The organism is Geosporobacter ferrireducens (assembly GCF_001750685.1).
Taxonomy (GTDB): Bacteria; Bacillota; Clostridia; order Peptostreptococcales; family Thermotaleaceae; genus Geosporobacter; species Geosporobacter ferrireducens.
This window is the reverse complement of record NZ_CP017269.1, coordinates 5062173-5088779: the sequence shown is the minus strand read 5'-3', so window position 1 is coordinate 5088779 and position 26607 is coordinate 5062173. Positions and strand designations below refer to the sequence as shown.

At 35.5% G+C, this 26607-nt stretch carries 28 protein-coding genes and 1 pseudogene; 4 read left to right on the top strand and 25 right to left on the bottom strand.

Going from position 1 to position 26607, the window contains the following annotated elements; genetic code table 11:
• Nucleotides 1–13: 13 nt before the first annotated feature.
• The 4 genes from Gferi_RS23855 to Gferi_RS23840 all read right to left on the bottom strand — a co-directional run bounded on the left by Gferi_RS23855 (nucleotide 14) and on the right by Gferi_RS23840 (nucleotide 4471).
• The gene (locus tag Gferi_RS23855) at nucleotides 14–1561 is read right to left on the bottom strand and encodes a spore germination protein (RefSeq protein WP_083273739.1); all 1548 of its coding nucleotides are present in this window, start codon (nucleotides 1559–1561) and stop codon (nucleotides 14–16) included.
• Nucleotides 1562–1886: 325 nt separating this feature from the next.
• Nucleotides 1887–2789 carry a hypothetical protein gene (locus Gferi_RS23850; protein WP_069980620.1) on the bottom strand — a complete coding sequence of 301 codons (903 nt, stop codon included), beginning with the start codon at nucleotides 2787–2789 and terminating at the stop codon, nucleotides 1887–1889.
• 724 nt (nucleotides 2790–3513) lie between these two features.
• On the bottom strand, nucleotides 3514–3708 hold the full coding sequence (locus Gferi_RS23845) for a DUF1858 domain-containing protein (protein ID WP_069980619.1): 195 nt from the start codon (nucleotides 3706–3708) through the stop codon (nucleotides 3514–3516).
• Between the two features lie 103 nt (nucleotides 3709–3811).
• Entirely contained in the window at nucleotides 3812–4471 is a 660-nt protein-coding gene (locus Gferi_RS23840; protein WP_069980618.1) for a flavodoxin family protein, read from the bottom strand.
• 128 nt (nucleotides 4472–4599) lie between these two features.
• On the opposite strand from Gferi_RS23840, the gene Gferi_RS23835 reads away from it, so the two are divergent.
• Entirely contained in the window at nucleotides 4600–4899 is a 300-nt protein-coding gene (locus tag Gferi_RS23835) for an ArsR/SmtB family transcription factor (RefSeq protein WP_069980617.1), read from the top strand.
• 235 nt (nucleotides 4900–5134) lie between these two features.
• Here the strand turns inward: Gferi_RS23835 and Gferi_RS23830 are convergent, their stop codons facing one another.
• From Gferi_RS23830 to Gferi_RS28950, 12 genes and pseudogenes are all read right to left on the bottom strand, one after another.
• Nucleotides 5135–5827: a radical SAM protein gene (locus Gferi_RS23830; RefSeq protein WP_069980616.1), complete on the bottom strand. Its 693-nt coding sequence runs from the start codon at nucleotides 5825–5827 to the stop codon at nucleotides 5135–5137.
• Between the two features lie 18 nt (nucleotides 5828–5845).
• Nucleotides 5846–6553 (bottom strand): B3/B4 domain-containing protein, encoded by a 708-nt coding sequence (locus Gferi_RS23825; RefSeq protein WP_069980615.1) that lies wholly within the window; start codon nucleotides 6551–6553, stop codon nucleotides 5846–5848.
• A gap of 128 nt (nucleotides 6554–6681) precedes the next feature.
• Entirely contained in the window at nucleotides 6682–8010 is a 1329-nt protein-coding gene (locus tag Gferi_RS23820; protein ID WP_069980614.1) for an MATE family efflux transporter, read from the bottom strand.
• 151 nt (nucleotides 8011–8161) lie between these two features.
• Nucleotides 8162–8452, bottom strand: coding sequence for a TetR/AcrR family transcriptional regulator (locus Gferi_RS23815; protein WP_069980613.1), 291 nt, complete (start codon nucleotides 8450–8452; stop codon nucleotides 8162–8164).
• Between the two features lie 462 nt (nucleotides 8453–8914).
• Nucleotides 8915–9094: a hypothetical protein gene (locus tag Gferi_RS23810; RefSeq protein WP_069980612.1), complete on the bottom strand. Its 180-nt coding sequence runs from the start codon at nucleotides 9092–9094 to the stop codon at nucleotides 8915–8917.
• A gap of 167 nt (nucleotides 9095–9261) precedes the next feature.
• On the bottom strand, nucleotides 9262–9762 hold the full coding sequence (locus Gferi_RS27800) for a GyrI-like domain-containing protein (protein ID WP_069980611.1): 501 nt from the start codon (nucleotides 9760–9762) through the stop codon (nucleotides 9262–9264).
• Nucleotides 9763–9906: 144 nt separating this feature from the next.
• Nucleotides 9907–10011 (bottom strand): annotated as a pseudogene (locus Gferi_RS29325) (AraC family transcriptional regulator); the annotation flags it as partial.
• Between the two features lie 458 nt (nucleotides 10012–10469).
• Complete coding sequence (locus tag Gferi_RS23800; protein WP_069980610.1) at nucleotides 10470–11150, bottom strand: DUF1048 domain-containing protein; 681 nt, start codon at nucleotides 11148–11150, stop codon at nucleotides 10470–10472.
• Between the two features lie 4 nt (nucleotides 11151–11154).
• Nucleotides 11155–11478 (bottom strand): PadR family transcriptional regulator, encoded by a 324-nt coding sequence (locus Gferi_RS23795; RefSeq protein ID WP_069980609.1) that lies wholly within the window; start codon nucleotides 11476–11478, stop codon nucleotides 11155–11157.
• Between the two features lie 582 nt (nucleotides 11479–12060).
• Entirely contained in the window at nucleotides 12061–12471 is a 411-nt protein-coding gene (locus Gferi_RS23785; protein WP_236932651.1) for a hypothetical protein, read from the bottom strand.
• Nucleotides 12472–12956: 485 nt separating this feature from the next.
• Nucleotides 12957–13514: a hypothetical protein gene (locus Gferi_RS23780; RefSeq protein WP_069980607.1), complete on the bottom strand. Its 558-nt coding sequence runs from the start codon at nucleotides 13512–13514 to the stop codon at nucleotides 12957–12959.
• Between the two features lie 46 nt (nucleotides 13515–13560).
• Nucleotides 13561–14076: a hypothetical protein gene (locus Gferi_RS28950; protein WP_069980606.1), complete on the bottom strand. Its 516-nt coding sequence runs from the start codon at nucleotides 14074–14076 to the stop codon at nucleotides 13561–13563.
• Between the two features lie 466 nt (nucleotides 14077–14542).
• Between Gferi_RS28950 and Gferi_RS23770 the strand changes: the two genes are divergently transcribed.
• The 3 genes from Gferi_RS23770 (at nucleotide 14543) to Gferi_RS23760 (ending at nucleotide 16989) form a co-directional block, all read left to right on the top strand.
• Entirely contained in the window at nucleotides 14543–14923 is a 381-nt protein-coding gene (locus tag Gferi_RS23770) for an RrF2 family transcriptional regulator (RefSeq protein ID WP_069980605.1), read from the top strand.
• Between the two features lie 98 nt (nucleotides 14924–15021).
• Complete coding sequence (locus Gferi_RS23765) at nucleotides 15022–15597, top strand: class I SAM-dependent methyltransferase (RefSeq protein ID WP_069980604.1); 576 nt, start codon at nucleotides 15022–15024, stop codon at nucleotides 15595–15597.
• Between the two features lie 3 nt (nucleotides 15598–15600).
• Nucleotides 15601–16989, top strand: a complete 1389-nt coding sequence (locus Gferi_RS23760) for an MATE family efflux transporter (protein WP_069980603.1) — start codon at nucleotides 15601–15603, stop codon at nucleotides 16987–16989.
• 443 nt (nucleotides 16990–17432) lie between these two features.
• Here Gferi_RS23760 and Gferi_RS23755 read toward each other — a convergent pair whose 3' ends face one another.
• The 9 genes from Gferi_RS23755 to Gferi_RS23715 form a co-directional block, all read right to left on the bottom strand.
• On the bottom strand, nucleotides 17433–18392 hold the full coding sequence (locus tag Gferi_RS23755) for an alpha/beta hydrolase (protein ID WP_069980602.1): 960 nt from the start codon (nucleotides 18390–18392) through the stop codon (nucleotides 17433–17435).
• Nucleotides 18393–18743: 351 nt separating this feature from the next.
• Nucleotides 18744–19724 carry a chymotrypsin family serine protease gene (locus Gferi_RS23750; protein ID WP_069980601.1) on the bottom strand — a complete coding sequence of 327 codons (981 nt, stop codon included), beginning with the start codon at nucleotides 19722–19724 and terminating at the stop codon, nucleotides 18744–18746.
• Nucleotides 19725–20220: 496 nt separating this feature from the next.
• Complete coding sequence (locus tag Gferi_RS23745; RefSeq protein WP_003762639.1) at nucleotides 20221–20823, bottom strand: CadD family cadmium resistance transporter; 603 nt, start codon at nucleotides 20821–20823, stop codon at nucleotides 20221–20223.
• A 42-nt stretch (nucleotides 20824–20865) separates the two neighbouring features.
• Nucleotides 20866–21345, bottom strand: coding sequence for a Csac_0668 family 2Fe-2S cluster-binding (seleno)protein (locus Gferi_RS23740; RefSeq protein ID WP_061106147.1), 480 nt, complete (start codon nucleotides 21343–21345; stop codon nucleotides 20866–20868).
• A gap of 120 nt (nucleotides 21346–21465) precedes the next feature.
• A complete protein-coding gene (locus Gferi_RS23735) occupies nucleotides 21466–23310 on the bottom strand; it encodes a heavy metal translocating P-type ATPase (protein WP_069980600.1) in 1845 nt (614 codons plus the stop codon).
• A gap of 13 nt (nucleotides 23311–23323) precedes the next feature.
• The gene (locus Gferi_RS23730) at nucleotides 23324–23545 is read right to left on the bottom strand and encodes a cation transporter (RefSeq protein ID WP_061106154.1); all 222 of its coding nucleotides are present in this window, start codon (nucleotides 23543–23545) and stop codon (nucleotides 23324–23326) included.
• 171 nt (nucleotides 23546–23716) lie between these two features.
• Nucleotides 23717–23938, bottom strand: a complete 222-nt coding sequence (locus tag Gferi_RS23725) for a cation transporter (protein WP_061106156.1) — start codon at nucleotides 23936–23938, stop codon at nucleotides 23717–23719.
• Between the two features lie 148 nt (nucleotides 23939–24086).
• A complete protein-coding gene (locus Gferi_RS23720; RefSeq protein WP_061106158.1) occupies nucleotides 24087–24452 on the bottom strand; it encodes an ArsR/SmtB family transcription factor in 366 nt (121 codons plus the stop codon).
• Nucleotides 24453–25040: 588 nt separating this feature from the next.
• Nucleotides 25041–26606 (bottom strand): recombinase family protein, encoded by a 1566-nt coding sequence (locus tag Gferi_RS23715; protein WP_179948113.1) that lies wholly within the window; start codon nucleotides 26604–26606, stop codon nucleotides 25041–25043.
• Between the last annotated feature and the right edge of the window lies 1 nt (nucleotide 26607).

Sequence of the window (26607 nt, the reverse complement as noted above, 5' to 3'; positions counted from 1 at the left end):
TACAAATGAGATATTAAGTCTTTCTGAAAAAGGACCTAGGCTTAAGTAATAGCGCCCATATGGGATAACGAATAAAGCTGTCTTTTAAATCACTTGTTTCAAGTGGTGTTATTGGAGATAAATAAGGTACATTAAAGGATTTTAGACTGCACATATGGATAAATAGTACCAGTGTTCCAATGATTATTCCAAATATCCCCACTACATTTGCTGCAATAAGCAATAATAGTCGTATAATCAATAATCCACCAGCAATCTGAGGAACGATGAAACTGCTAATTGCAGTAATAGCAATTACCACAACCATAGGAATACTTACAAGACCAGCTCTAACTGCAGCATCTCCAATAACTAGAGCCCCCACAATACTAATGGCCTGCCCAATTGGTCTTGGCATGCGAACACCTGCTTCTCTTAATAACTCAAAGGTAAAAATCATCATCAATGCTTCGGAAAATGCTGAAAAAGGAATGCCTTCCCTTGAAGCTGACATCGTTAACAGTAATTTGAATGGAATTACATCCTGATGAAAACTTATTAAGGCTACATAATAGGCTGGGATCATGGTGGTTATCCAAAAAGCCATTAACCGTACAAACCGTACCAATAAAGAATAAATCCACCTTGAATAGTAATCTTCACCATCCTGCAATACTTCTATAAAAAGATGGGGAACCGTTAACACAAAAGGTGTCCCGTCGCAAAGTATTGCAATTCTGCCTTCTAGAATTTTAGATGCCACGATATCAGGTTTTTCACTATTGCCTATAGTCGGAAATAGTGAAAAGGGAGCATCCTCAATATACTCTTCAATATTACCTGACTCCAGAATACTGTCAGCTTTAATTCTATTTAATCTTCTTTTTACTTCAGCAATGATTTCTTGATTTGCGATGCCTTTAATATAGCATACAATGATTTCAGTTTTGGTTTGTTTGCCAATTGTTAATGACTCAAACCTAAGGAAAGGGTTTTTAATTTTTCTTCTTAGCAGGGAAGTATTGGTCAGTATTGACTCCGTAAAGCCCTCTCTGGGCCCCCGCACAACAGATTCTGTTAATGGCTCTTCAACACTTCGCTTATCCCCTCCCTGCACACTTACCTTTAAAGCTTTCCCAATACCATGCACATATACGAGGGCGTTGCCCGCTAGAATTTCATCTATACTTTCGTTAAAATCCTTTATTTCACCAATGTCACAGTTGAGAATAAGACTTTCTTTTAAGAAATCAAGAAAGTCCTCATTCATTGGTAAGGTATTAAAATTTAATGAAATATTCTCCTGCATAAGAGGCTTTATTATATCACTATTGATTAATTTTTTATCTATTATTCCATCTATAAAAACAACTAATACTGGGATAGAGAGATTTCTGCCTAAGGATATTTTTCTAGTAATTAAATCTTTGCTATTTTCGAAGGTATTCTTCAATAGATTTTCAACATTTTTTATATCTTTTGGAATTTTTTCTGCTGGCTCATCCATTTTTTCCGTTTGAATCATAGTGTTATTTTTGCTTCTCTTTAAATATTTTAAGGACTTTTTAATGTTTTTTAACATAATTTCCTCCAAAATACTAATGATAAGATTAGTATTATCATGTCAAACAAAATAATATATTATGCTAGCAGCAATAGCATATTGATATATCTTTCTAAAAAGTGATTGACTGCCGCTCTCCTTAGTTAAAAGATTGTATGGATTGTCAAATTGAATTTTCCAATATTTTTAAACCTATTTCATTAGATATATTTTTCAGGATTGCTAAGGCCCTAAGTGTTCCAGCCTATAAGTTTTTGGATTTTGAATAAACGCAAAATACCCCTCTACTAACTATAGTAGAGGGGATTTTTTATTCTATTTTTTAGGTTTTTGATTTTTATTCTCATCCAAAAAATTTATTGATAATATTTTGCACGTACTGCTCATTTAACTGTGAAAGACTGGATTTATCTATAATATTTTGCACGCGCTGCTCGTTTTCATCAAAGTCTTTAACAATTTCTGCTCTCCATTTCTCACCGTTTTTATGCAATGCTTTAAGAAAATCTTCTAATTTGACACGGTCATTGAAGATCTCTTTGAAACTTGTATCCCCATATTTCTCAGCCAACGCACTTGCAGAGATATAACCCTCAGGAGCAGTTGGCATTGTATATGCTTTAAAAGGTTTCATATCTGAGTTATCAAAGACCACATATCCCTTTTCACGCAAAACGTCATTTTCAGCATATTTGTTAATTTCAGACAAGAACTCATTCGCTTCATCATCATTATCAAAATAATTTTGTGCAATATGCTCCGCAAGTTTTAAAGCAGTTTTCCTATTCATCGCACGTTCTTCAATAGTGGCATTTGGATTGCTAACAGTACCTCTGATTTTTTCAGCAATTTCATTTGCAATCAACGAAGCATTTTTTGTTTTGCCTTCTAGTTTTTCGGTAAGAAAGTGTTCAAGAGTTCCTGCCTGAAATATATATTTTACTCCGAGAATTTGAAATTCATTTTCCAAAGGATCAATGTCTTGTTTTTCTGAGATGCTCTTAGCGAAGTCCAATTTCCTTTGTTCATAATAGTCCTTGTTTAAAAACTGTTCATCAAACTTTAAGGGACTATCGGAATCATATCCTTTGAGAGCTAGACACATTTTTATTGACTCATCACTAATGAAAAGTTCATCGTTATGAATATTGTTTGAACCGTTTTCTTTGACCGTGTTTATCTTACTGTCAGTAAGATTAGATATTGAGTAATTAGATGTGGTAGTATAAAAAGTAATCCTGCTCATTTAAAATTTCCTCCTCACTCTCTTTTTTCATCGAACCATCAGACAAATCAGTGTATCCTTCGATGCTATGTCCAGCTGCTATTGAAATGCTACCTGAAATAAACGCAGCTTTACTGTAGCCCGAATTGCTCGAAACGGTAAATATAAATGGTTATCACGCACAGTACTCACTGAGCGCAGATTAAGCAGCATCAACGGACTAAATTAATTGCTTTAGCAGCATTTTCGTCAGCTTCATAAGAAGCGGTGTTCGTATTAATACCAATATGAAGTTTGAAAGACTGGCTTATGCTAGAGCCTATATAAAACTGAACAAAAACAGCATAGGTCTTGTTGCTGTCCTTTTCACAACTGGGTTTGAGGTCAACTCATCTTCTCCTAACACCTTTGTTTTTCATCATGAAACATCTTCCTTTCATTGAATACATATTATATATCGGATTTATTTGGAAAAAGTTGATATATCTTCCTTAACTAAATTACAAATATTTACTCTTTTGTTTTTTATTTTCGCATGGATAAATCTATCACATATGTGTATTGCTCTTGGTATATTGACATAGATTTTACCATCAGCTCACCGTTTCAGATCTCGACAGAAGAATGAAGGCTTCTGACCTTTTCTCTGAGTATTCATATTGTAGGGTAAAATTAAAGGGAGTATTGCAAAACTACCGTAAAAAGTAGCTAGCAACACTCCCTTACTTTTAGATTGGAAATTAATTTATAAGCTTACAGCTTTATTTAAGTCCTGCATCAATTGGTCTACATCAATACCATGAGCCATCGCTCCCTGTTCAATATTCTCAAATCTTGCGGCCATGCATCCAAAACAATGCATTCCATGATTTAAGAAAACCTCAACGGTTTCAGGATATTTTTCGACAATATCCAGTATTGATCTGTTTTTCGTTATCATTTTTTCACCTCCTCCGTATATGTCTAATCTCTGAACCGCCTATTCAACCATTTCACATACTTTTCGCTCCAGTCAATTGAAATTTCCTATTGCATCTGCCTGCCTACTTCAACAAGGTGCTTTGCTGGGCAAATCTAACGCCCATCTCAAAAGCTTTTTTGCAATCCTCCGGGAATACTGCTTTCCTTCTCTTTGCCTTTTCCACTTCATTGAGACCGGACGTCTCATATTTGGAGTAATCATCAAACTGATATGTATCCGTAACAAATAATGATTCCGATGCGCCAAAAATCCTCTTCATTGCCATTTCCGTTCCTCTGAGATTCTGCTCGTATCCCAATTCCCCTATACGGCTCTGATTTACATTCATTGTGTAAATAAACCCTGTCTGTATTTTTCTTTTGAAGAGACTTGTATAGTTTGCATCATACACCAGATACTGAAACATCAAACGCTCCAGGAAGGACCTTATCTCGCCAGTAGTCATTCCAAAGTATATTGGCGAGCCTAAAATAATAGCATCAACTTCTTCAACTTTTTTAAGAATTGATTTCAAATCATCGTTTACAGCACACTTACCATAGTTTTTAGCACCTTTCAACTTACAGGCAAAGCAACTTATACAGCCTTTATAATTGTAATCATAAAGATGGATAAGCTCTGTCTCTGCTCCTTGTGAGGCCGCACCTTCAAGGGTATGATTCAGCAGTGTTGCAGTATTCCAATTTTTCCTTGGACTTCCGTTAAAAGCAATGACTTTCATAAAACATCCTCCCTTGATTTTTTGTTCAATAGTTCAATTATTATTGAACTATTTAAACATATCATAGAATGTGGTATAATTCAAGAGTAAATTTAGCAATATAAAAATATGTTCAGGAGGTAAAAGCATTGCGAGAATTATTCCATCCCAATATTGATCAACTGAATTTACCAACAATACTTAAGGCTTTGGGTGACCCCATTCGACTTAATATTATAAAAAATCTTGCTAATAACTATGAAACTACTTGTGCTTGTTGCAATATCGATTTGCCGAAATCCGCTCTTTCTCACCATTTTAGAGTACTGCGGGAATCAGGACTGATTAAAGTAAGAATCGAAGGAAAACAGCGATTTTTATCAATTCGATATGAAGAATTGGAGAAACGATTCCCGGGATTATTGGATTTAATCATAAAAAACATATAATTGGTACGATTTAAGTTGTCAAGAAGACGGTTCTTGAAGGGTTCAATCGGAAGTTTTGCCCCTAAAATAAGACCTAAACATTGATTAATCTCTAGTGTTTAGGTCTTCATATTTCCTTTAGACAAATGTGCGAAATTTTTGATTGCCCTAGCAGAAGAAAGTCGCGGTGATTAGTGCAAGTCACGGGAACGTTTTGTTTGGCATGTGGAAATAGCCCTATCCCTATGCGTTAGCATTATGAAATATTTAGTAATACATTTGAAATTTCCTCAAATCTTTCATCAGTGATACCAAGTTTTTTCTTAAATCTTTCATCTTCCATTCTTGTAATAATTATCTTGTTAGGAGATATTTCCTTAATAATATTTTTTATCTTTTGAATGGATTCTTCATCATCGTTATAACCCTTAATGATAGTAATTTCAAATATAAATTTCCCTTTATATTGTTTATTAAAGGAAACCATGTTTGAAATATATTCTTCTAACGTATAGCCTTCAATTGGTCTTTGAACTTTACGAAAATCTTCTTCTGTTATTACTTTTATCTCCCCAACAACCTCATCACATTTATTAGCAATTTTTATATACTCATCTCTACCTAGTAAATATCCATTAGAAAGTAGTCTTACATGTAAGCCTTTCCCTTTGATAAAGTCAATAATTTCACCAATTTTATCATTTACAAATGCTTCTCCTTTTGAGTTAATAAAGATTAATTCTGCTTTTGTATTTTCTATCATCTTTGCGAGTTCAATCAATGAGCTCTCATATTCATCAAATGCCTTTTGGGTATCCACCTTATTTTCAGATCTTCCAATAGGACAAAATATACAGTCAAAGTTACAATATTTTTCTGGAAGTATATTAACTTCAAGTACCCTTTTTCCATCTTCAACATAAACATCTTTATAACTGAAACCACCCATCACTTTATCCTCCTCAAATTATTTTATTGATACTTCTTTATTATTAACATCAAGAATTGATATTTTATATGTTCCACCTAAATTATCCTCAACTAGTCTTGCCAATTCATTTAATGCATTTTCAAAATCAACAATTTTGTTTTCATCAACTAATTCAATACATAAAAAAGCGTTCGTTGTATTTTCAGTGAGCATTGTTCTTACCGATTCCCGCCAATTCCAGCACCTGCAAATGGCTCCTTCTTTATCTTTATATACGATTTCTCCTTCATAGGGTGATTCGCTTTTATCCGTTCCCAATGTAACAAAGCTTTCATCCCCAACGGCTTTAGTTAATCTTATATCACCAGCAAATCTATCAATATCCTCACCCCCACAAGGCAATGCATATTTTAGCGAAATAGAATTATAAATATCAACCAGCGGATTAATCGTGCCTATATGATCTCCCTTATGCACCCGTTTGAGTAAAGCTTCGATGGATGACCTTGCGCCCTTTTTTGTTTTAAACTTTTGGAATGCTTCTCTCCATACTTTTATCACTTCGTTATTGCTAAATTCTTCATTTTTCAAATATTTTAAGGCTTCCTTTTCTGAGTTGTAAATCATATCCTTATACCTGCCCTTATCTTTTATAGTGTTATCTATGCTGTGGCAAGCAACAACACCAATCCTTGCTTTAGGAAATAAGTTCCAAAAGTCATCTTCAACAATAAATTTTTTCATAAAATATACCTCCTCGTATAATATGTTTAAAGCAAATTTTTATATGATTTCCAGCTGTTATTTGACATCTGAAATGTATTAATAAATATAAAAAATCCATAGAAATATTATTGAATATCTCCAAGATTTTATCCTTTAGTATAAGCAGACAACTGTGTGTTTTCTCTCTGGAGAGAAAGATGGGTTAAATAGGTCAAAATAGTTACAGATAGCTCTGTTACCATAAAAGATGCCCAAATCCCATAGATCTCAAAGAAGAAACTCATAATCAATGTGGTAGGTATCAAAATAACACTACTTCTTAATATAGATATCGCCATTGCATTGACAGTATTTGATGCTGCACTTAAAAATGATATTATAACGATGTTTATTCCTGCAAAGATATACCCAGTAAAATATATCTTTAACCCAACTCCTGCTATCGTTGCAAGAGTTTCATTATTTTCGCCATTAAATACTGAAACAATGTTGTTTGAAAAGGCTAAGATTACAAAATAAATAGTTGCCGATAATACCAACGACGTTATTAAGCTATATTTTAATATAGTTCTTAATCCGTCTTTGTCAGAACTGGCAAAATAATTACTTACCAGCGGCTGTATCCCTTGTGCTAATCCTGTAAATAGTGCAGTCGCGATTATTGCAACATTGGCAATGACACCGTAAGCGGCAACTCCAATATTCCCTGCTATTCTCAAAATCACTATATTAAAGGTAAATAGAGTAATTGATGATGCAAGCTCAGTTACAAATGAGGGAAATCCAAGAGTTATTATTTTCATTAATCTCTTTAGTTCCATCTTGCACCTGCACAGATGGAAACCAACACTATTACTTCTAAAATGAAATATTAAAATGCTTAAGCTAATTATTGGAGATAATCCTGTGGCAAATGCTGCTCCGAAAATCCCCATTGATAATGGAAACATAAAAACATAATCCAATATGATATTAGAAAAGCTACTTACAACCATGGCTGTCATGGCCAGTCTCGGGTTTTTATCATTTCGAACAAATGCTAATACTATATTGTTTAGAATAAAAAAGGGAGAAAATCCTAATATTGTAGTTAAGTAAGTCTCTGTCGGAGGCAGTGTCAACTCATCCGCACCAAGAAATAACGATACTTGAGTTGAAAAGAAAACTCCTAATAAAAGAAAAATTACAGCAAACAGTAATCCGATAAGCAGAGCGTTCATAAAAGATTCATTACCTGAATTACTTCTTTCATAGTTTCTGATACTAAAATCTATAGCACCACCTATTCCTATCATGAGGCCTACACCTTGTATTAGTGTGAATATGACAATACTAAAATTTAGTGCCGCAAGCCCTATTGCCCCGAGCGCTTTCGAGATAAAATAAGTGTCCGCTAGTATATAAATCGATACTCCCACCATAGATAAAATATTAAGTGATATATATTTTAAAAAATCCAATTTAAATTTTTTCATGATTCCTCCTTAATAAAAAAAAAGTGCCAAAAGTACTTCTTCTAAGACCTAATGAAGTACTCTTGACACTTTTATACTTACCCGGTGGCAAGCATACGTGCGAAAATATTTTTTCACTATCATACATTAATATTTAGCTTATGTCAAGTCTTTATGAATTATTTTTAGTAGTCGTTTTAAAAAAATAATCATCTTCTTCCAACTTTTCTATTTCAAGCCTTACTTCTTGCTCTAACAAATTCCTTGTATGCTCAACCAGGTACAAAAACAGCCCTTTTTTATTTTTAAAATAGTAAAAGAGTAAACTTTTGGATATTTCTGCCCTTTGGGTTATCCTATCGGTAGAAGCTTTATCATACCCTTTTTCCACAAACTCTTCCATGCTTACCCGTAAAATCAAATCACGTTTTTCATCTGGGAGTTTTTCGAGACTTTTGTACATTATACATTACTCCTTTTTCTGCCGTAAGGTGATTTATGCCATGTAAATATTATAGCTGCTGAGCCTACTGTTATTGCATATAGCTGCCATAAACCTTTCTTTATCCTTCATCCCTTCCAAAAAATTCTCTTTCTGAAATGCAGTATCCGCCATACATCTTAACGCAATAAAAAAGCGAACTCCAAAGAGCCCACCTCTGGTATAATGAAGTCACCACAACACCATTAAACCAAGGAGAGTATACCGCAAATATGAAAACTTTTCAACCACTTTTACCAATAAATTTAGATGTATTAATTGCCAGTAATGATTCTGTACGATTACTCGACCATATGAATTCTATCACATATACAAAATCAACAATAATTATACCTCATTGGCAATTTATATCATAACCTTTCTAAGTCCATGCACATGCTGACCTTAATTCTTTCCTTCTGAGTTTCACTTGCTTTTTTCATTTTATTCTTGCTCCTTTATATTATCCTCATGAATAATTGATAACAACTGAACAATCTCTGTATTACCATTGAACTCATAATCTTCAAGGAGATATTGTTCTATCATCTCATGATCTCCTAGTTTCCAGTTTTCACTTTCCTTAACAACCTCGTGTTTATGAGCAAAGCCTTCTAATAGCAAAAGTTTCAACCTCAATTCATGATCACAAAGACAGAGTGTATAGCTTGCTTTGAGTTCATAGCCTTTGGGTAAAAACACAAAAGTATTTATGTTTGGATTGTCAATGGCGGCGACGATTCAAAAAACTAAATTTTTGTCCAAACTATTGATATAGGTCCATATCCCTATTATATACTTTTTTTACATGGACAAATATAATTAATTGTTCCTTCTATTGCTTCGAAGGATAAGTCCTTGGGATATGCCTCTGCACTCCAACCATATGAATAATCCGGTTCATAACCAGCTTTGCGGATTCCTTCAATTGTCATCTCATGGGAATGTGCAAACACTTCTCCATTAGCAAAACTACCGTTTATTGTACCTAAACCTATTTGACAAACTGGAATATCTCTGTAAGAAAAACCATCTGGAACCTTGTTTCCACTGGGCATCAGATATCCTGCAATATATGTGAATGTACCGTTTTCGGGATTGTATTCACCCATCCATCCAATAAATAAATCCAACAGAGCCTGTTCTGAATGCAAAACATTCAGTTTGTTTTGACTAAATATCTGTTCCCAGAGGGCAGGCACAGGATTATCCCCTCCTCCATTGACTACCTCTATTCCAACTATTCTTGATGCTGGAAGTTCAACAAAGTCTATATTTCCAAGTATTTCCATACTATCTCCTCTCTTTACCATAAAATCATGGGAGGAAAAACTTAGTTTGCTTTGAACCTTAAAAACTGCTGATTTACTATGTGCTTCTGTAGGTATAATGCCATGAAACTCTTTAAATGCTCTGGTAAAAGCAACTTGTGATTCATATCCATACTTTACAGCTATATCGACTATTCTGTTATTGCATTGTTGAATTTCAAACGCACATACAGTAAGCCTGCGCCTACGTAAATACTCCGAAAGCGACATACCGGTAAGAAAAGATCCGACCAAACTGTTCCCGTGGACAACCAATAATTCTTGATATGTCCAAAGCAGATATGTCAGCTGTCAAATCCGATTCGATATATTCAATAAGCGCATTCATGTTTTCAAAAGCATTCATAATATCGGACTTCCTCCCTGATATAAGTATAGCAGAAAATGTTAAGCTTTCCTTTGCAGCAAGCACTCGACAAATACAAATTCGTAATGATATTATCTCTCAATAAGTATTCTCCTAACAACTTAATTCGTATATATAGCAAAGCTTAAATTCACTGCATTTCTCAGATCTAAACTTCATTGAATCAATAATATCTTTGTTGCAATAGAAGTATGGTCTCTACATGGTTTTTGATAGGATGATGATATTATCTTGCTAAATAAGAAATGGGGCCCCCTAGGTCTATTTTACACAAAGGAATCCCTTATTCTATAGTGAACTATTATAAGTCATTGATAAAGTGCTTTTTATCTTTGGCTAGTCTACGGATATTGATTGAATTCAAATACCTTGTGATTAAGTATACTAGCCCTGATGCCACAATAATGCTCCCACCTTTTACTTCTGTGGTATATGTCTTATCATTCATTAAGAATATAATAAAAGTTAGTAAGATAAATAACAAAATTGAGATTAATGATTGTAAGTTTTTTTTGGGTCCCTTTTCAGTACTAAATAGTGGCGCTATAATCCCCTCTGTTATAAATGTTATTAACACAGCTCCAAGGTAGTAAAGATATATAATTGGATTTGCATCCCATGACAGGCCCCCGTAGGCTCCAATGGCTAATAATGTAAACCAAGCAAAAAAGTATCCTGATAGCTTAAGAAAAAAGTTAAGTACAATCTCCCTCTTGCACGGGCCGCCGCTATTCTTAATGATTTCATGAGTAAACCCTTTCACATCATCCCCTATGACCTCTTGTAAGCTGGAATCCCTCAACTTCAGTTCATGCGCCATTCCTATCAAATCCCTTTGAATCACTTGTGCATCATATGAATTAACCTTAAACATACTCATACTTTTCATGATATCCTTAATAACTTGCTGGTCATCTTCTCTTAAGTTTTTTGATTGTGTTTCATTTTCTGTTTTTAGTAGGGTTACTTCATTTACAAACATACGCTCATTCTCCCTTCATTATTCTATCTACAGAATTTTTCACATTATTCCATACAATTTCAAACTCTCTTAAAAATTCTTTTCCCATATCAGTTAAAAAATAATATTTCCTCTTTGGTCCAAGGGGAGACTCTTTGTAAATAGAAGATATTATTTTCTTTTTCTCAAGTCGTACTAGAATAGGATAAGTTGAACCTTCCCCTACGTCTTCAAATCCATAAGTTCTTAGCCGAGATACTATTTCATAACCATATGTTTCTTCTTCACTTATGATCTTAACTATACACCCTTCTAACGTCCCACGCATTAATTGGGAACGATCTACCATACCTTTCACCTACCTTGCACCGCATAATAGTTTGGCTATATTGTACTGCATAGTAGTATAGTTGTCAATATAAGGAAAGAGTCTTTTTCATAATAAAGCATTAAATTGGTAATAACGCTCTACTCCTCCATAGTATTCCTTGCGTTTTACGTAAAAGTTAGACCCCCTAAAGCAAAATTCCCCAAACTTATAGTCTGAGGGAACATAAAACACACATCCATATTTACCTGAAATCCTTTAAAGCCTTTGATATCAACTTATTTCTTCTCTATCAATACTACGCCCTTCACGTGCCTTAAGTTGATGGCATTAATGTCTTTAGTCAGTTTTTGAAGCCGTGGTATGCGGAAACATATCATCATTAGAAATGAAACTCATGCCTAATAATCTCTATGTTGTCTTTTAGATTAGAGACAATAATAAAGGTAGGTGCATGATATAGGAAGTCAGCCTTCTCGTCTTGCGCTTTTTCAATCAGGCTCACAGCATAAGGATGAGTTTCCGACACAACAGGAATAGAGAAAAGGGTTTTACGGATAACCTCATTAATTATGTTAATACCGAGCCCTGCTTTAGACACCATTATAGATTATCTGAATATACCACTAAACCATGGTTAATACAATAAACATATAGTTTGCCACCATTAGTTATCGGGAACCTACAAGTTGGACTTTGTTCTGGATACAAACGATTCAAAAATACTCTGTCGCTTTTAACATAAGCAACAAAAGAAATATAATGTTCTTTGGTCATAGGATGGTCAAAGGTGACAAAGTAATCAGTATCTATTTCCTTTACTGTGATTTTGGGTACAATAGATGTATCCGTAAGTAAGATATATTCTAATTTTCTTCCGCAACAGAAAATAGAGGCACTTCCTGTGCTAACCAGAATATTTCCACAGGAAGGACAGACATAAAACCGGACTTTGTCAATATTGCCGCGGTCTGGCTTGTTTGGTGTAATTTCACCCTCCATCATCGGTTTCATATCAACGCCCAAAATAGCAGACAGTTCTGGCCACAGCGATAAATCAGGACACCCTAAGCCGGATTCCCATAGTTAGAGATACCACACTACAACTCACGCTTACCTTGCCTGTGCCAATACAGCCCGAAGGGCTGATAACAAGAAAAGGCGATATGCACCCCGCGCAGAGGGGCAGCGTATCGCCTTTTCTTGTGGGGGAATCCAAAGGGGGCAACGCCCCTTTTGGCACACAACTTTGCGAAGCAAAGTGTAGTGTGTTATACGCTCTGTCAGCGTTGCCGCGAAAATGCCGCTGCCACCATAGATGGCAAGGGTGTTTGAAGCGGCAGGAAAGCGGGCGGGAATTTGCGGCAGAAAAAGCCGCAAAGACAGTCCGCTTTCATCAGCGGACAGGGCGTATATGGAACCCCCGGCTATCGCTCGCACTTCGGGCCAACTTGTCTCGAAGTGCGGCAGAACTTCATATACTTTGTGGGATTATGTTTCTAATCTATATCTTTCTTTTTGTATCCCGCCGATATAACTCCGCATGTTTCTGGTCTAATATATAACTCTTGTATGTCATTATGTAAGAACACTCTTATTTCGTTTATCGCTCTTGCTTTTTTTTTGTTCTTTGAGTCTCCCGAAGTTCCGGTACTCTCTTTTGCCACATCTGGTTCTAATGTTGCAGTTACTTCCCCAGTATCATCGAAAATTAATATGCATTTTTTTACAGGAGGATTAAGTGTTTGCATTGTCATTTTAAACTTGTCGCTACTATAATCAGACAGCATATCATAAACCTTTTTCTTTAATGCGGTATCTGTATTCATTCTGTATAATACATCTTCAGGAATATGGCACTCCACTTTCCCGCTCATAGCACCAACATTAATATTAAACCTATTAAAAATATCTTCTTTTATGCTGTCAATCTGTTTTTCCCTTAACGCCTTGCCAAAATTCTTTTCTACCTTTAAATCATTTTGAACACTTTCCGTGTTCTGATTTTTTGAGATTATAGGCAAATTGCTTCGTATTTCTAATGATTGCATGTCCATGTTTCCACCCACCTTCTCTGTAAAACTAACACTCCTCAGTTCCTTTTTACTGATTTACCATTACTTCTGCCTCATCCGCAATACCCTGGCCTAATTGTTTTGTTTCGGTATCATCAACCGCTTGCTCATTCGGGAATTCAGTCGGCTTAGAAATTTCCATGCTCATGGTAGTTTCCATACCACCAATATTCATTGTCACTACCAAAACCCTTGAACCATCCGGTTTTACAATTATATTTGTACTTGTTTCACTCTCTTGGCTTTCCGTTAATGCATTATATTCCTCTAACATTTTTTCATACTTTGTGTAGCCAGAAAGATTAGTTACATTATACTGGGTTTCCTTTGAATTTCTTACGGCATCGAAATAATACTTTTTAGAATTAGATATGCTATCATAAGACGTAAGAGTTGTTTTTGAAATACTTTTTTCCCCTTCACCTTTTGTGGCAAATATATTCTCAAAACTGGTACTAGTCATTTTCTCCCTTACGTTACGCTTCTGGTATGCACTACCTATGAAATCTGAATTACTTCTACTCGCAGTTACAAAAGACAACATTACACCTATCCCTCCTGCTTTTATTGTTTCTCGCCTAACTCTATATTTATCGGCAAATTTTTCAAAAAACCTTAGTGAACACCACTTTACAAGTAATCAAAAACTAACTGGATAAAAACAACAAAATCAGACGCCTGAATCCTAGGAATACTAATTTTGCAGAACCAACACCCTAGGAGGCGCCTGATATGTTATAACTAATGAAAAGCTAATATTCTCTTAGTATAATATAGATAATTATGCGCATTGTTAACTCTAATCTTCCTCGGCTTTATTTAATAAATTCTAAATACTTATTTATAACTGATTCAGCCAAACATCTTGTGAATCAATAATATCAAGCGAATTCGGAGTTTTATTTAATAATACATTTAAATCGGTACTTTAAATAATTATTGACAAAGAAAAATCTATTCTGTATAATAATAGATAAATAAAGTCTATAATATCTTTTGGAGGAAACACCATGAAGTATACTAAAGCAACAAATTATGCCTTGCATATCATGGCCTATTTTGTTAAACAAGAAGGCAAGGACAATTTAAGCCTACAACCACTGGCTAATCACATGAATATATCACCTACCTACTTATCCAAGATTCTTACCCAGTTGGTCAAGGCGGACCTCATTCAGTCTACCCCTGGCGTTAATGGAGGCTATAGTCTTAGAAAACCGAAGGACGAAATAAGCTTTTATGATGTCATTCAAGCCATTGAAGGCAGCGGGGCACTTTTCACATGTGAATTGGATGAAAGTCATGCTTGTCATATTGAAAGGGTCATGAGAGAAGCCGAAGAGAAAATGGTGACCTACCTTAAAGAAAAACGCGTTTATGACATTGTTTAATTCATGAGCAAGTTAATTTAAGCAGTAAAGATGCTGCTTATTTTTTAATACAATTATAGATATTTATAGTCTTTAATATACTTAATAGGAGGTTCTTTATGGATCAAAAATTTCTAAACAAAATAGCCTTTTTAGACAGTAAGCAAAGAGAAAAACTTATACCACCTGAAGTGCTTATTGGTCAAATGCCCATTCAAAAAGACCATGCTTTACTCGATGTAGGCGCCGGTTCAGGTTTTTTTACAATTCCCATGGCAGAGAGCACATCCAACAAAGTGTACGCCCTGGATCCTGATAGGCGTATGCTCAGCGTCATTGAAACAAAGGCAAAAGAAAAAGGACTCAATAACATTGAATTGATTCAAGATTATCTTGAAGACTTAAGCCTTCAAAATGAAAGTGTTGATTTTGCTATGGCGTCCTTAATACTCCATGAAGTGGGCTCGCTCTCAAAAGCTCTCTCAACGATATATGAGGTACTTAAAACAGAAGGCCACTTGTTATGTCTAGAGTATGAAAAGGACGACAAGGTAATAGAAGGACCACCGATGGCCATTCGTATTGGCTCAGATGAACTTGAAAGAGCATTGGCATTCATTGGGTTTAATATTGTGAAGAAGACTCAAATTAACGATGCTATATATACCATTTTAGCTATTAAAAAGGAGAAATAGATTATGGAAACCAATAAAGACACACTCATCACAATGCCAGTCGGTAGACTTTTACTCAAATTTTCACTTCCTGCCATTGGTGGTATGATTGTAAATTCTCTATATAATCTAGTGGACAGAATATTTGTTGGCAGAATTGGCGGTCTTGCCATGACTGGTATAGGGCTGAGCTTACCGTTTATGATGCTCCTATCCGCGGTAAGTTCGTTGGTAGGCATAGGCGCCTCAGCACTCATTTCTATAAAGCTTGGAGAAAATAAAAAAGATGAAGCTCAAAGGTTACTTGGCAATGCCATAACCTTGCTCACTGGCTTAATGCTCTTAATGACACTTTTAGGACTTATATTTAAGGCCCCTATGCTAAAAGCCTTTGGCGCCAGTGATTCGACTATGCCTTATGCGTTGGATTATATGACAGTCATCCTTTATGGTGCTATTTTCCAAGGTATAGGAGTAGGACTAGTGAATGTGGTAAGGGCAACAGGGCATCCAGTCAAGTCAATGATGATTGTGATTGTAGGAACGCTTGTAAATATCATCTTAGACCCAATACTCATTTTCACACTTGATATGGGTATTTCCGGTGCTGCATGGGCAACCATTATGGCTCAACTGGTAACAACAATCATGGTGATCGGACATTTTCTAAGTGAAAAGAGTCAAATAAAAATTGAAAAGCAAAAACTAAAGCTCCACTTAGTAACTATTAAGTCGATTCTAAGCATTGGATTTGCTGCATTTGCTATGCAGTTAGCTTCAGTGGTCGTCAGCATTATATCCAACAATGCACTCAAAACATACGGTGGAGATGTTGCAATAGGGGCAATGACTATTATCAACTCTGTCATGGTCCTATTCCTCATGTCAGCTATGGGAATTACTCAAGGGGCTGCGCCAATCATAGGCTTTAATTATGGCGCAAAACGATTTGACAGGGTCAAAAAAGTATTAAAGCTAGAGCTCACTGCAGTCGCATCGATCTGTACAATGACTTTTATATTCGTTCAAGCCTTTCCTGTAATGCTTTCGAGTATCTTTACCAGTGAATTAGATCTTATTGAGAAAGCAAGTAATGGCATGCGCTTATTTTTATTAATACTCCCTCTTATAAGTGCTCAAATAGTAGGAGCCAGCTATTTTCAAGCTATTGGTGAAGCTAAGAAGGCGACCTTTTTAGGACTTTTGAGACAAGTGCTTTTACTCATACCTCTGTTACTCATTTTGCCTCATTTCTTTGGGTTAAACGGTGTATGGGGAGCTGCTACACTGTCTGATCTCATTTCCAGCCTCATTGCCATAGTTTCTTTAAAATTAGCTTTTAAGCACCTAGATACCCTCGATAAAGAATACAGACCATTAGAAACAAAACCCTTGGTCGAAATTGTAGAATGAGTAGTAACCTTCCTCAGTATGTAATTTCGGTATCAAGTTCTAATCTAATATTATTTATGCTACAATAGAATATCCTCATATATTCAGAAAGAGGCTAAGTTAAGTCGTCGTGTTATTAACCAAACTTAGCCTCTTTTTTTATGCCGCTTTCTTGTTTCAACCGATGTCACCTATATTTTCACTCTTTTTTCGGGGTCAAAAAACGTCATTTTCGAGCCCATATTTCGCCTCAAAATCGGCCTCAAACCACAGTATTTTGTAGTAAATCTCTACTTTTTCTCGTCTAAACCACATTTCGTCATCAATACTACCGTCTCCACGTGACCTGGTAAGGACAATATTACCATATTTTTAATACCACAAACACTGTGGCAAGCCTTTCCTCTACACCCCAACTATTATTAATCATCTTAAGCCATCTTAGATTCATTACTACTAGAACCTCAAATCATCGATTTATGCTCTTGTCTTATTGTATTAATTATCAGTTCAATCTCTTTGACAATTTTTGTACTGTGTTCTTGTAGGATCGAAATATGATTAGAGCCGTTAATTATCTCCAATTTACTATGTCTTGATAATTCTAACAAGTTATTCTGTGATTTTTCCCATCCTGGGAGGTTTTTCATAGAATGGTCTGATGCAAGTAAAATCAAAGGTATATCATTAAGACTCAATACTTTATACATTTTTTCTGCAACTTCTTTTAATGAGTCTCCTTCCTTAATGATCATTTTATTAGAAATATTTCTATATATCATTGCTTTTTCAACTGGTCCTATGTCTTTAGGCATAGCACTTAATCTCCTATTTAGTAAAGGGATTAGTTTTAATTCCGATACAATTCTAATAAGTCCTAAATTATTAATAACTCTCAGCAAATACAAGAATACTATAGGAATTGAGCTTTCCGGATAGTTTATGTGTTTATATGGACTTGTACCATCAATGATTACGATACCAGCTACTTCCTCCGGATATTTGTGTGTATATAGTATAGCCTCCATAGCACCTAATGAATGAGCTACTAATATATAAGGTGGTTTTTCTTGAGCTTTTTCAAGAAGTCTATGGAGATCCTCCACAATTTGCTCAGTATGTCTTGGAGTTGAAGCAGGCTCACTCCATCCGTAACCGGGCCTTTCATATATGCATGTCCGTGTTATTTTTGAAAGCTGGGGTTCAATATTACAGTACTCAGTATATGCAGAAGGCGCTCCACTGCCACAAGTCATGATAACCACCGGTGTTCCCTCACCATTACCGGTAATATGCATTTTATGCCCATCAATCTCAAATAATTTCCCTGCGGGCTTATATTTCTTGGCCTCAACCTTTAGCATAAACAAGTGATATATTGCACTTAAGAAAACTAGCAATATTACAGCAATCAGAAATATCATTAAAGCCCCTCCCCTTATGTTTGTTATTCTCAACTCCGCGTCATATTCCTTGAGCTTTAAAATCAAATCTTCTTGTATGAACCCAAGCACGACTAATTTTACTTATTGCACATCACTGTTACCGTTTCACTTTGAACTTTGATAACTAAATATAATAGTATAAAAATGACTAAATATAGAGTAGAGATATTTATGGAGGAGTCATATGTATACTAATGACTGGGTACTAAATGAATTTAACGATGCCCCTTTTGCAGATAATAGACTTAATTCGTTTGAAGAATAGTAGAAGGGGATTCACCCCCCTTCTACACCACCTTACATACAGTTCGTATATATTGGTCCATGTACTTAAAATCCTGCATTAAATGTCTTTAAGACATATTTAATGGGATTAAAAAAACTTTGGGTCTCACTGGCGGCAAAAAGCAATCCCACCGCTCTTCCAAAGCTGTCCAACACAAGAGAACCACTGTCACCGGGACAGCTAATCCTTTCGGTGATAATCTGATCATCAAACAAAGCTGTTCTAGTTTCGTCTAGACGGGATCTTACTACTAGAAAAGCGTGTATCTGACTTATATAGCCTTCAGTAACTCCGGTTGACGCCCCACTTTTAAAAACACGCATTCCTATAACAGCATCTGTTACACCCAGAACTGGGCCCAGGCCTAATATCATCTCTGTAACGAGAAAGGGCTTTAAAGGGATGGCCAAAGCCGCATCTATCAGGTTTATGGGAACTCCAGGCCCATATTTTTCTAAAGGAATCCATAAAATTGGCGAAAACGCTGCCAGCCTAGCGATTACTTCATTATCTCTACCGCCGTAAAGCCATCCTGGTTGTAAAATAATATCACCAATAGCGGCGCGGGTATCCAATCCATTGGTGTTATTGGCAATCACATGATTGTTGCTTAAAATGGCTATACCACCGGGAAAAAAGCCCTTCACAACAGCTCCAAATGTTCCGGAGCCCACTCGGAAGTGGCTAATGCTTACTCCCGGAGGGGCCGGACGGACTTTTGATTTACGAATATCGGTTACTTCCGCGCCAGGAGACTGTTCCTCGATGACCCTCTTATTTGCGTTTCCTAAAATTATTTTACCTATCTCAACCACATCGGTAGGAATATTATCCAGGTAATCAGGAATCATTTCCTCCTGATCAACCTCAGGCCTAGTTAATTTTTTTTCAACGCCCACCACTATAGCCAGTTGGTTGGTATATTTTTTATTCACAGACTTATAACCTATCCCCACGGAAACCACGCCTGGAATGCTAATCAATTGGAATTTATACTTTTCCTTAACAGATAATAATACATGCATAGTTTTTAACTCCTTTTGGTCACTCATTAATATGGAACTATTTGGTGTTAGATATATATTATTCATCTATTATTAGTAAGTGACTAAGTTTTCCATGGGAAACTCTAAGAGATCTAATGGGCATCTGTTTAGAATGAAAATAGACAATGAGACAAGTTTATCTTTTCAATACCTTTAATTATAAAAGTAAAACACACTTCAATTTTCACTTAAAATCCTTTAAAGGATTTGATATCAGCTTACTTCCTCTCTATCAACACCACACACTCCACATGTTTTGAGAGGAGGGGATAGCTGTCAAGAATTAGCAGCCTGTATTTTTTAGACTGAAATTCTCTCCGAGGGAACATATCGACTAAGGGTGTACGTATGTGGGAACAAATCAACTATAGACTTTCGTGTGAGTTTATTGTAAAAACCTAATTCACCGAAAAGAAATGTGGCGCATCTCGGTTTTCAAACTTACACTAACTATAAGAACTTATCAAGAATATAGTCAATTATAAAAAGAAATCAGGTAGTTAATTGTGCCATTTTCGACAAGAATATAAATTCCTAACCCGATAAAGATAACGGGCACAATAATACGCCCATAGCGTTCGATAATTCCACCAATCATTGGGATAGTAGCAAATCTTTTAGCTAACTGGCATAGAAGGAATATGCCAATAATAAAGACTGCAAGAACTATAACAATCTGACCAACATTCATTCCTGTAAAATATGGAATATAAATCCCAAGATTATCTCCTCCCATAGCTAAAGTCAGACCTGTAATAGCAAAAATTTGGGATTGATTGTTTTTAATTTGATTTCCAATGGAATCTTCATCCACATCCTCATCAACAAATATCGAACGAATCCCCAAACCCAAAGGAATCAAACCTAGAAACCCAATCATCCAATCCTGAGGAATATAATTGAGGAAATAGGCAGCAATGAGGCTTACCCCGACTAATATACCAGTCCCTAAATATTGCCCGATATAAATAGATTTTATCCCTCGGGTTCCTTGGTTGGCAAAAAGAATTATTAAAACAACTAAATAGTCAATCGATGTAGAAATGAATACAAGTAACGCTGAAATAAGTGTTTGCATAATTTTCTCCTTATACTATAGATTTTTAACATTCAGTTGAAATTATTCCATTTTTAAGCCTTTATCGATAGCTTCCTGAATAATCTTATGACAACAAACCCCCAACGGATTGTTTTCTTTACAATTAGGATTTTTCATTGCTCCTGTTATGGCATTTATTTCTTTTACGGTTTTCGCACCATGCTTTACAACTGCTTCAATTACCTGACCTTCTGTGACTTCGCTACAATAACAAGCATACTTAGGATCTGCATCTTTCTTAAACCAGACAGGAACTTTAACTTGTTCTTTTAAGAATCTTACCCCATTATCAACGTTATAGTAGACAACACTACAATCTCCATTCATGCAAATCTTATATTGCTCCCCATCTACTAACTTGAGATAATCGTCTGTTACTAAGTGCTCAACTGTCACTTTACTAACGGAAATACCTTCTGTATTGCATACTGGACAATGAACCTTAGTTTGTTCTATTTTTTGTGTATTGTGCCCATGGCAACATTCATTAATAGTGCTCATTATATAACCTCCTCGTTTTTGCTTCTCGTTAAAGACAATATACTCTACTTGCTATTAAAATTCGCCGATTAAGATAAATTCTACTCCCAATCGGCGATAAAAAATTATATTTTCGTAATGCTACAGATTTTTAACATTAAGTGCCCTAAAAGCATTTAATACTGCGATAATAGTTACACCTACATCTGCAAATATAGCTGCCCACATAGTAGCTATTCCAAAAGCACTCAAAATAAGAACAATTATTTTTATTCCAATTGAAAATACTGTGTTTTGACGAGCAATTCTTAATGTTTTCTTAGAAACTTTTATTGCTGTGGCAATTTTTGAAGGTTCGTCGGTCATAATTACAACATCCGCAGCTTCAATTGCGGCATCAGAACCTAAACCACCCATTGCTATACCAATATCTGCACGGGCTAAAACAGGAGCATCATTGATTCCGTCACCTACAAAGGCAAGCTTACCCTTTGCAGATTTCTGTGCTAATAATTCCTCTACCTTTTCAACCTTATCTCCTGGTAGTAACTCGGAGTATACCTTATCTAATCCAAGCTGCTTGGCAACCTTTGATGCAACATTTTTTGTATCACCTGTTAGCATAACAGTTTGCTTAATTTTAGCTTCCTTAAGTTCCTTAATTGCCCGAGCTGAATCTTCTTTAACTTCATCTGCAATAACGATGTAACCTGCATACTTGTCATCAATTCCTACGTGTACAACAGTTCCAACAGCTTCACCTTCATAGCAAGGTATATTTAACTTTTTCATAAGTTTTATATTTCCTGCTGCAACCTTTTTCCCATCAACCGCTGCAATAACGCCATGACCTGAAATCTCTTCTACATCCGAAATGCGTCCATTGTCAATTTCCTTGCCATATGCTTGTTTTAAGGAATTAGAAATTGGATGGTTTGAGTAACTTTCTGCATATGAAGTTAACTCTAATAACTCTTCCTTAGTAATTCCTTCTGGATGAATTTCCTGTACATTAAATACACCCTTTGTAAGTGTTCCCGTTTTGTCAAATACGATTATTTCAGCTTCTGCTAATGCCTCTAAATAATTACTACCTTTGACTAAAATACCTTTTCTAGATGCTCCACCTATTCCACCGAAGAAACTTAAAGGAATAGAGACTACAAGAGCACATGGACAAGAAACTACTAGGAATGTTAATGCTCTGTATATCCAGTCGCTAAAGGTTGCCCCATCTATAACAAGAGGCGGAATAGTAGCAAGGAAAACTGCAATAATTACAACAATTGGAGTATAATATCTTGCAAATTTCGTAATGAATTGTTCTGACTGAGATTTTTTACTACTTGCATTTTCAACTAAATCAAGAATCTTACTTACAGTAGATTCTCCATATTCCTTTGTAACTTCTGCAGTAATAACTCCATTAATGTTGATGCATCCACTTAGAATTTCATGCCCTACTTCTACCTCACGCGGAACAGACTCACCTGTAAGTGCTGATGTATCAACCGTTGAATTTCCCTCAATTACTTTACCATCAAGAGGAACTCTTTCTCCTGGTTTAATTACAATTATATCACCTATTTGTACTTCATCAGGGTCAACTTTTATAACTTCATCGTTCTTTTTAACATTGGCATAATCTGGCCGTATATCCATAGCCTCGGCAATTGATCTTCTTGACTTATCAACTGCGTAACTTTGAAATAGTTCACCAACTTGATAAAACAGCATAACTGCAATACCTTCTGGATACTCACCGATTAACATTGCACCAATCGTAGCAATAGACATTAAAAAGTTTTCGTCAAAAACTTTACCTCTAAAAATATTTTTAACTGCTTTCATAACTATATCTCCACCTACAATTATGTAGCTGATTAGATATAAAGCAATATTTAACCATTCAATATTTACATCAATTACTATGGCCACAATAAATAATATTGCACCAATGATTATTCTCCAAAGACGTTTATTCATTTTCACACTCCCTTTAAGCTTTTTTCATAACAGTGCCAGGTTCAATTTTCTTTACGATTTTTTCTGCCTCTTGCATAATTGTAGGCATCTTCTCATCTTCACCCTCAATAACAAGCTTTTGAGTCATAAAGTTAACTGTTGCTTCCTTCACACCATCAAGCTTATTTACTGCATGTTCAATTTTTGCTGCACAATCTGCACAATCTAATCCTTCTAATATAAATTTCTTTTTCATAACACTCATCCTCCTATATTATTTGTGTATTATCATTAAATATTCTTAGACTATTTATCTTCAACATGAACACTTGAATATATATTCATCTTGATTATTAAAAAATATAGTTTTAATTATATTTTTTTAAATTTAGATTTATATAAAGTTAATCTTTAGTTTAAAAGTCATTTATGCCTTTTTCATAACAGTATCAGGTTCAATATTCCTTACGATTTTTTCTGCCTCTTGTACAATTGTAGACATCTTCTCATCTTCGCCCTCAATAACAAGCTTTTGAGTCATAAAGTTAACTGTAGCTTCCTTTACACCATCAAGCTTATTAATAGCTCTCTCCATTTTTGCTGCACAATCTGCACAATCTAATCCTTTTAATATAAATTTCTTTTTCATAACATCCATCCTCCTAAATATTATTTATTATATATTCCAAGTTTTTTCTTGGAGTATTTTCTGCCAATTTTCGAATATTTAATTATATGTTCATATATTCATATATAGTCAAATAAACATTCAATTCTATTTTAACTGGTTTATTTCATTACTCATTGATATGAATTAAACCTTGGTCAAATATTTGTCTTACATGTTCATCAACTAAGGAATAATATACTACCTTACCTTCTTTTCTGTTTTTTACTAAGTTAGCCTGCTTTAAGACTCTCAGCTGATGGGAAATTGCTGATTGTGTCATGTTAAGTAATACAGCAATATCACAAACACACATTTCAGCTTCATCAAGAGCCCATAGTATCTTGATTCGCGTTGAATCTCCAAATACTTTAAATATTTCTGCTAAGTCATAGAGAGTTTCTTCTTCAGGCATTTTTTCTCGGACTTGATTTACAGTCTCCTCATGTATTACTTCACAGTCGCATTTTTCAACTGGTTGGATTTTACGTGCCATATTATCACCTCGTTTTTTACTTATTGGATACTTGTTCAAGTGTTCATATGTATATTGTAATACCTTATCGATAAGATGTCAATAGACACTTGAACAATTATTCAAGTGAATTCTTTCTAAAAAACTTATTCAAATAAACGAGTAGCATATTGATTATTAATACCTACCATAGGTTTTCATGTGGAAAAACCGCCAAACGGGTAATAGCTCCCTTGATTGGATGCCAACTCTATATCTTATATTTCTACGTCAATCTCCATCCCAGACTTAAACTCAATAGTTAGCTTCTAATCAAAGACTCTTACTTTCTCGACAAGCCGCCTTGCAAGCTGCTCATCATGAATATTACATAGCAGAAGGACGATATTTAATGGAAATAAAAATTTTCGATGAGGTTTTTGAAAGATTAGTGGATTCGGGCCTAGATGCTTTTGATTCCTTTGTTCTAATCACTAAACTTTTAGAAGAACATTTAGAAAATAAAATGATGTACTCCACATTCAAGCACTGAGATTGAGAAGAAGCCTCAACCGCCCATACCCATCAAAAAACCCATGACTCCTTTATCAGTGGAATCACGGGTTTTTCTCATTCAACTTCAATTTCAATGCCAGATTTAAAGCCTATTACAAAGTGGTCTTCATACACAGTAACGTTTTGGATAATCTTCCTTACAAGCGTGTCATCATATCTTAGGGTACAATATTTGTTGTCACGAACAAATTCTATCAGCTCGTTGATTCTCTCATTCTCACCACTCAAGGATGCATCTTCAATAAGGAGTGTCTGACGTTTTTCACGCAGCTCATCAATCTCATCTGCAAGGGATTCATAGTCTTTTCCCTTATTGGCTAGGCTGATTAGTTCTTTCTGATTTTCTTCAAGCAAGCTGTTAAGTTCTGAAATTTGATACTCTGTAGTGTCACCGATTACTGCATGAATATTTTCTTCCAGTGTTCTAATCATGTTATCTCCACCTGCAAGTAGCCTATTAGTCGCAGTCATTACAGCACCATAGAGTTCATCTTCTTTTACCGTTCTATTCTTACAGACCTCAGGTCCTTGCTCGATTCTAGTCACGCATCGCCAGACAAATTCTTTTCTGCCGTGAATATTCCAATATGTTCTCCTGTAAATATCCCCACAATCTCCACAGAAGGTGATGGCACTTAAAGCGTATTTGCTGCTATAAATTCGTTTGTTCTTGTCTGCTCCTGTGTAGATGTTCCTTCTTCGATGAATTTCCTCCTGCACCTGCAAGAATAAGTCTTTGGGAATAATCGCTTCATGGCTATTTTCAACATAGTACTGCGGAACATGGCCTTCGTTCTTAACTCGCTTCTTGGTAAGAAAATCTACTGTGACGGTCTTTTGCAGAAGAGCGTCTCCGATGTATTTTTCGTTTTGAAGGATCTTCTTAACTGATTCTGGTCGCCATCTTGGTTTTCCTGCTGCTGTTAAAATACCATCCTTTTCAAGACCTTGACCAATGCCTACCAAACTCTGACCTTCAAGGTATTTTCGGTAGATGCGTTTGATAATCTCAGCTTCTTCGGGGACAATGATTAAATTTCCATCTTCATCTTTGCTGTAGCCCATAAACCGTTTATGGTTGACCTGTACCTTTCCTTGTTGATATCGGTACTGTAGTCCAAGCTTAACGTTTTGTGAAAGGCTCTGGCTTTCCTGCTGTGCCAAAGATGCCATAATAGTCAGCAAAACCTCACCCTTGGCATCCATTGTGTTTATGTTCTCTTTTTCAAAATAGACAGATATGTTTTTATCCTTGAGCTGTCTAATGTATTGAAGGCAGTCTAGGGTGTTACGCGCAAATCGGCTGATGGATTTTGTAATAACCATGTCAATATTACCGTCCATGCACTCTGCAATCATACGATTAAACTCTTCACGCTTTTTAGTGTTCGTACCGGAGATACCATCATCTGCAAAGATGCCGGCAAACTCCCACTCCGTATTCTTTTTTATAAACTCTGTATAGTGTGCGACCTGAACCTCATAGCTAGAATTTTGTTCTTCTGTTTCTGTAGAAACACGGCAATAGGCAGCAACACGAAGTTTCTTTATCTTTTCTTTTGCGGCTGTACTTCCTACTCTTTTACGAGCAGGAATAACCATTATATTTTTCTCTGTCACT

Excerpts from the sequence above, each read along its gene's own strand:
- Gferi_RS23855 (WP_083273739.1), bottom strand. The coding sequence starts at position 1,561 with ATGTTAAAAAACATTAAAAAGTCCTTAAAATATTTAAAGAGAAGCAAA.
- Gferi_RS23850 (WP_069980620.1), bottom strand. The coding sequence starts at position 2,789 with ATGAGCAGGATTACTTTTTATACTACCACATCTAATTACTCAATATCT.
- Gferi_RS23845 (WP_069980619.1), bottom strand. The coding sequence starts at position 3,708 with ATGATAACGAAAAACAGATCAATACTGGATATTGTCGAAAAATATCCT.
- Gferi_RS23840 (WP_069980618.1), bottom strand. The coding sequence starts at position 4,471 with ATGAAAGTCATTGCTTTTAACGGAAGTCCAAGGAAAAATTGGAATACT.
- Gferi_RS23830 (WP_069980616.1), bottom strand. The coding sequence starts at position 5,827 with ATGGGTGGTTTCAGTTATAAAGATGTTTATGTTGAAGATGGAAAAAGG.
- Gferi_RS23825 (WP_069980615.1), bottom strand. The coding sequence starts at position 6,553 with ATGAAAAAATTTATTGTTGAAGATGACTTTTGGAACTTATTTCCTAAA.
- Gferi_RS23820 (WP_069980614.1), bottom strand. The coding sequence starts at position 8,010 with ATGAAAAAATTTAAATTGGATTTTTTAAAATATATATCACTTAATATT.
- Gferi_RS23815 (WP_069980613.1), bottom strand. The coding sequence starts at position 8,452 with ATGTACAAAAGTCTCGAAAAACTCCCAGATGAAAAACGTGATTTGATT.
- Gferi_RS27800 (WP_069980611.1), bottom strand. The coding sequence starts at position 9,762 with ATGGAAATACTTGGAAATATAGACTTTGTTGAACTTCCAGCATCAAGA.
- Gferi_RS23800 (WP_069980610.1), bottom strand. The coding sequence starts at position 11,150 with ATGTTTGTAAATGAAGTAACCCTACTAAAAACAGAAAATGAAACACAA.
- Gferi_RS23795 (WP_069980609.1), bottom strand. The coding sequence starts at position 11,478 with ATGGTAGATCGTTCCCAATTAATGCGTGGGACGTTAGAAGGGTGTATA.
- Gferi_RS23785 (WP_236932651.1), bottom strand. The coding sequence starts at position 12,471 with ATGAAACCGATGATGGAGGGTGAAATTACACCAAACAAGCCAGACCGC.
- Gferi_RS23780 (WP_069980607.1), bottom strand. The coding sequence starts at position 13,514 with ATGGACATGCAATCATTAGAAATACGAAGCAATTTGCCTATAATCTCA.
- Gferi_RS28950 (WP_069980606.1), bottom strand. The coding sequence starts at position 14,076 with ATGTTGTCTTTTGTAACTGCGAGTAGAAGTAATTCAGATTTCATAGGT.
- Gferi_RS23770 (WP_069980605.1), top strand. The coding sequence starts at position 14,543 with ATGAAGTATACTAAAGCAACAAATTATGCCTTGCATATCATGGCCTAT.
- Gferi_RS23765 (WP_069980604.1), top strand. The coding sequence starts at position 15,022 with ATGGATCAAAAATTTCTAAACAAAATAGCCTTTTTAGACAGTAAGCAA.
- Gferi_RS23760 (WP_069980603.1), top strand. The coding sequence starts at position 15,601 with ATGGAAACCAATAAAGACACACTCATCACAATGCCAGTCGGTAGACTT.
- Gferi_RS23755 (WP_069980602.1), bottom strand. The coding sequence starts at position 18,392 with ATGATATTTCTGATTGCTGTAATATTGCTAGTTTTCTTAAGTGCAATA.
- Gferi_RS23750 (WP_069980601.1), bottom strand. The coding sequence starts at position 19,724 with ATGCATGTATTATTATCTGTTAAGGAAAAGTATAAATTCCAATTGATT.
- Gferi_RS23745 (WP_003762639.1), bottom strand. The coding sequence starts at position 20,823 with ATGCAAACACTTATTTCAGCGTTACTTGTATTCATTTCTACATCGATT.
- Gferi_RS23740 (WP_061106147.1), bottom strand. The coding sequence starts at position 21,345 with ATGAGCACTATTAATGAATGTTGCCATGGGCACAATACACAAAAAATA.
- Gferi_RS23735 (WP_069980600.1), bottom strand. The coding sequence starts at position 23,310 with ATGAATAAACGTCTTTGGAGAATAATCATTGGTGCAATATTATTTATT.
- Gferi_RS23730 (WP_061106154.1), bottom strand. The coding sequence starts at position 23,545 with ATGAAAAAGAAATTTATATTAGAAGGATTAGATTGTGCAGATTGTGCA.
- Gferi_RS23725 (WP_061106156.1), bottom strand. The coding sequence starts at position 23,938 with ATGAAAAAGAAATTTATATTAAAAGGATTAGATTGTGCAGATTGTGCA.
- Gferi_RS23720 (WP_061106158.1), bottom strand. The coding sequence starts at position 24,452 with ATGGCACGTAAAATCCAACCAGTTGAAAAATGCGACTGTGAAGTAATA.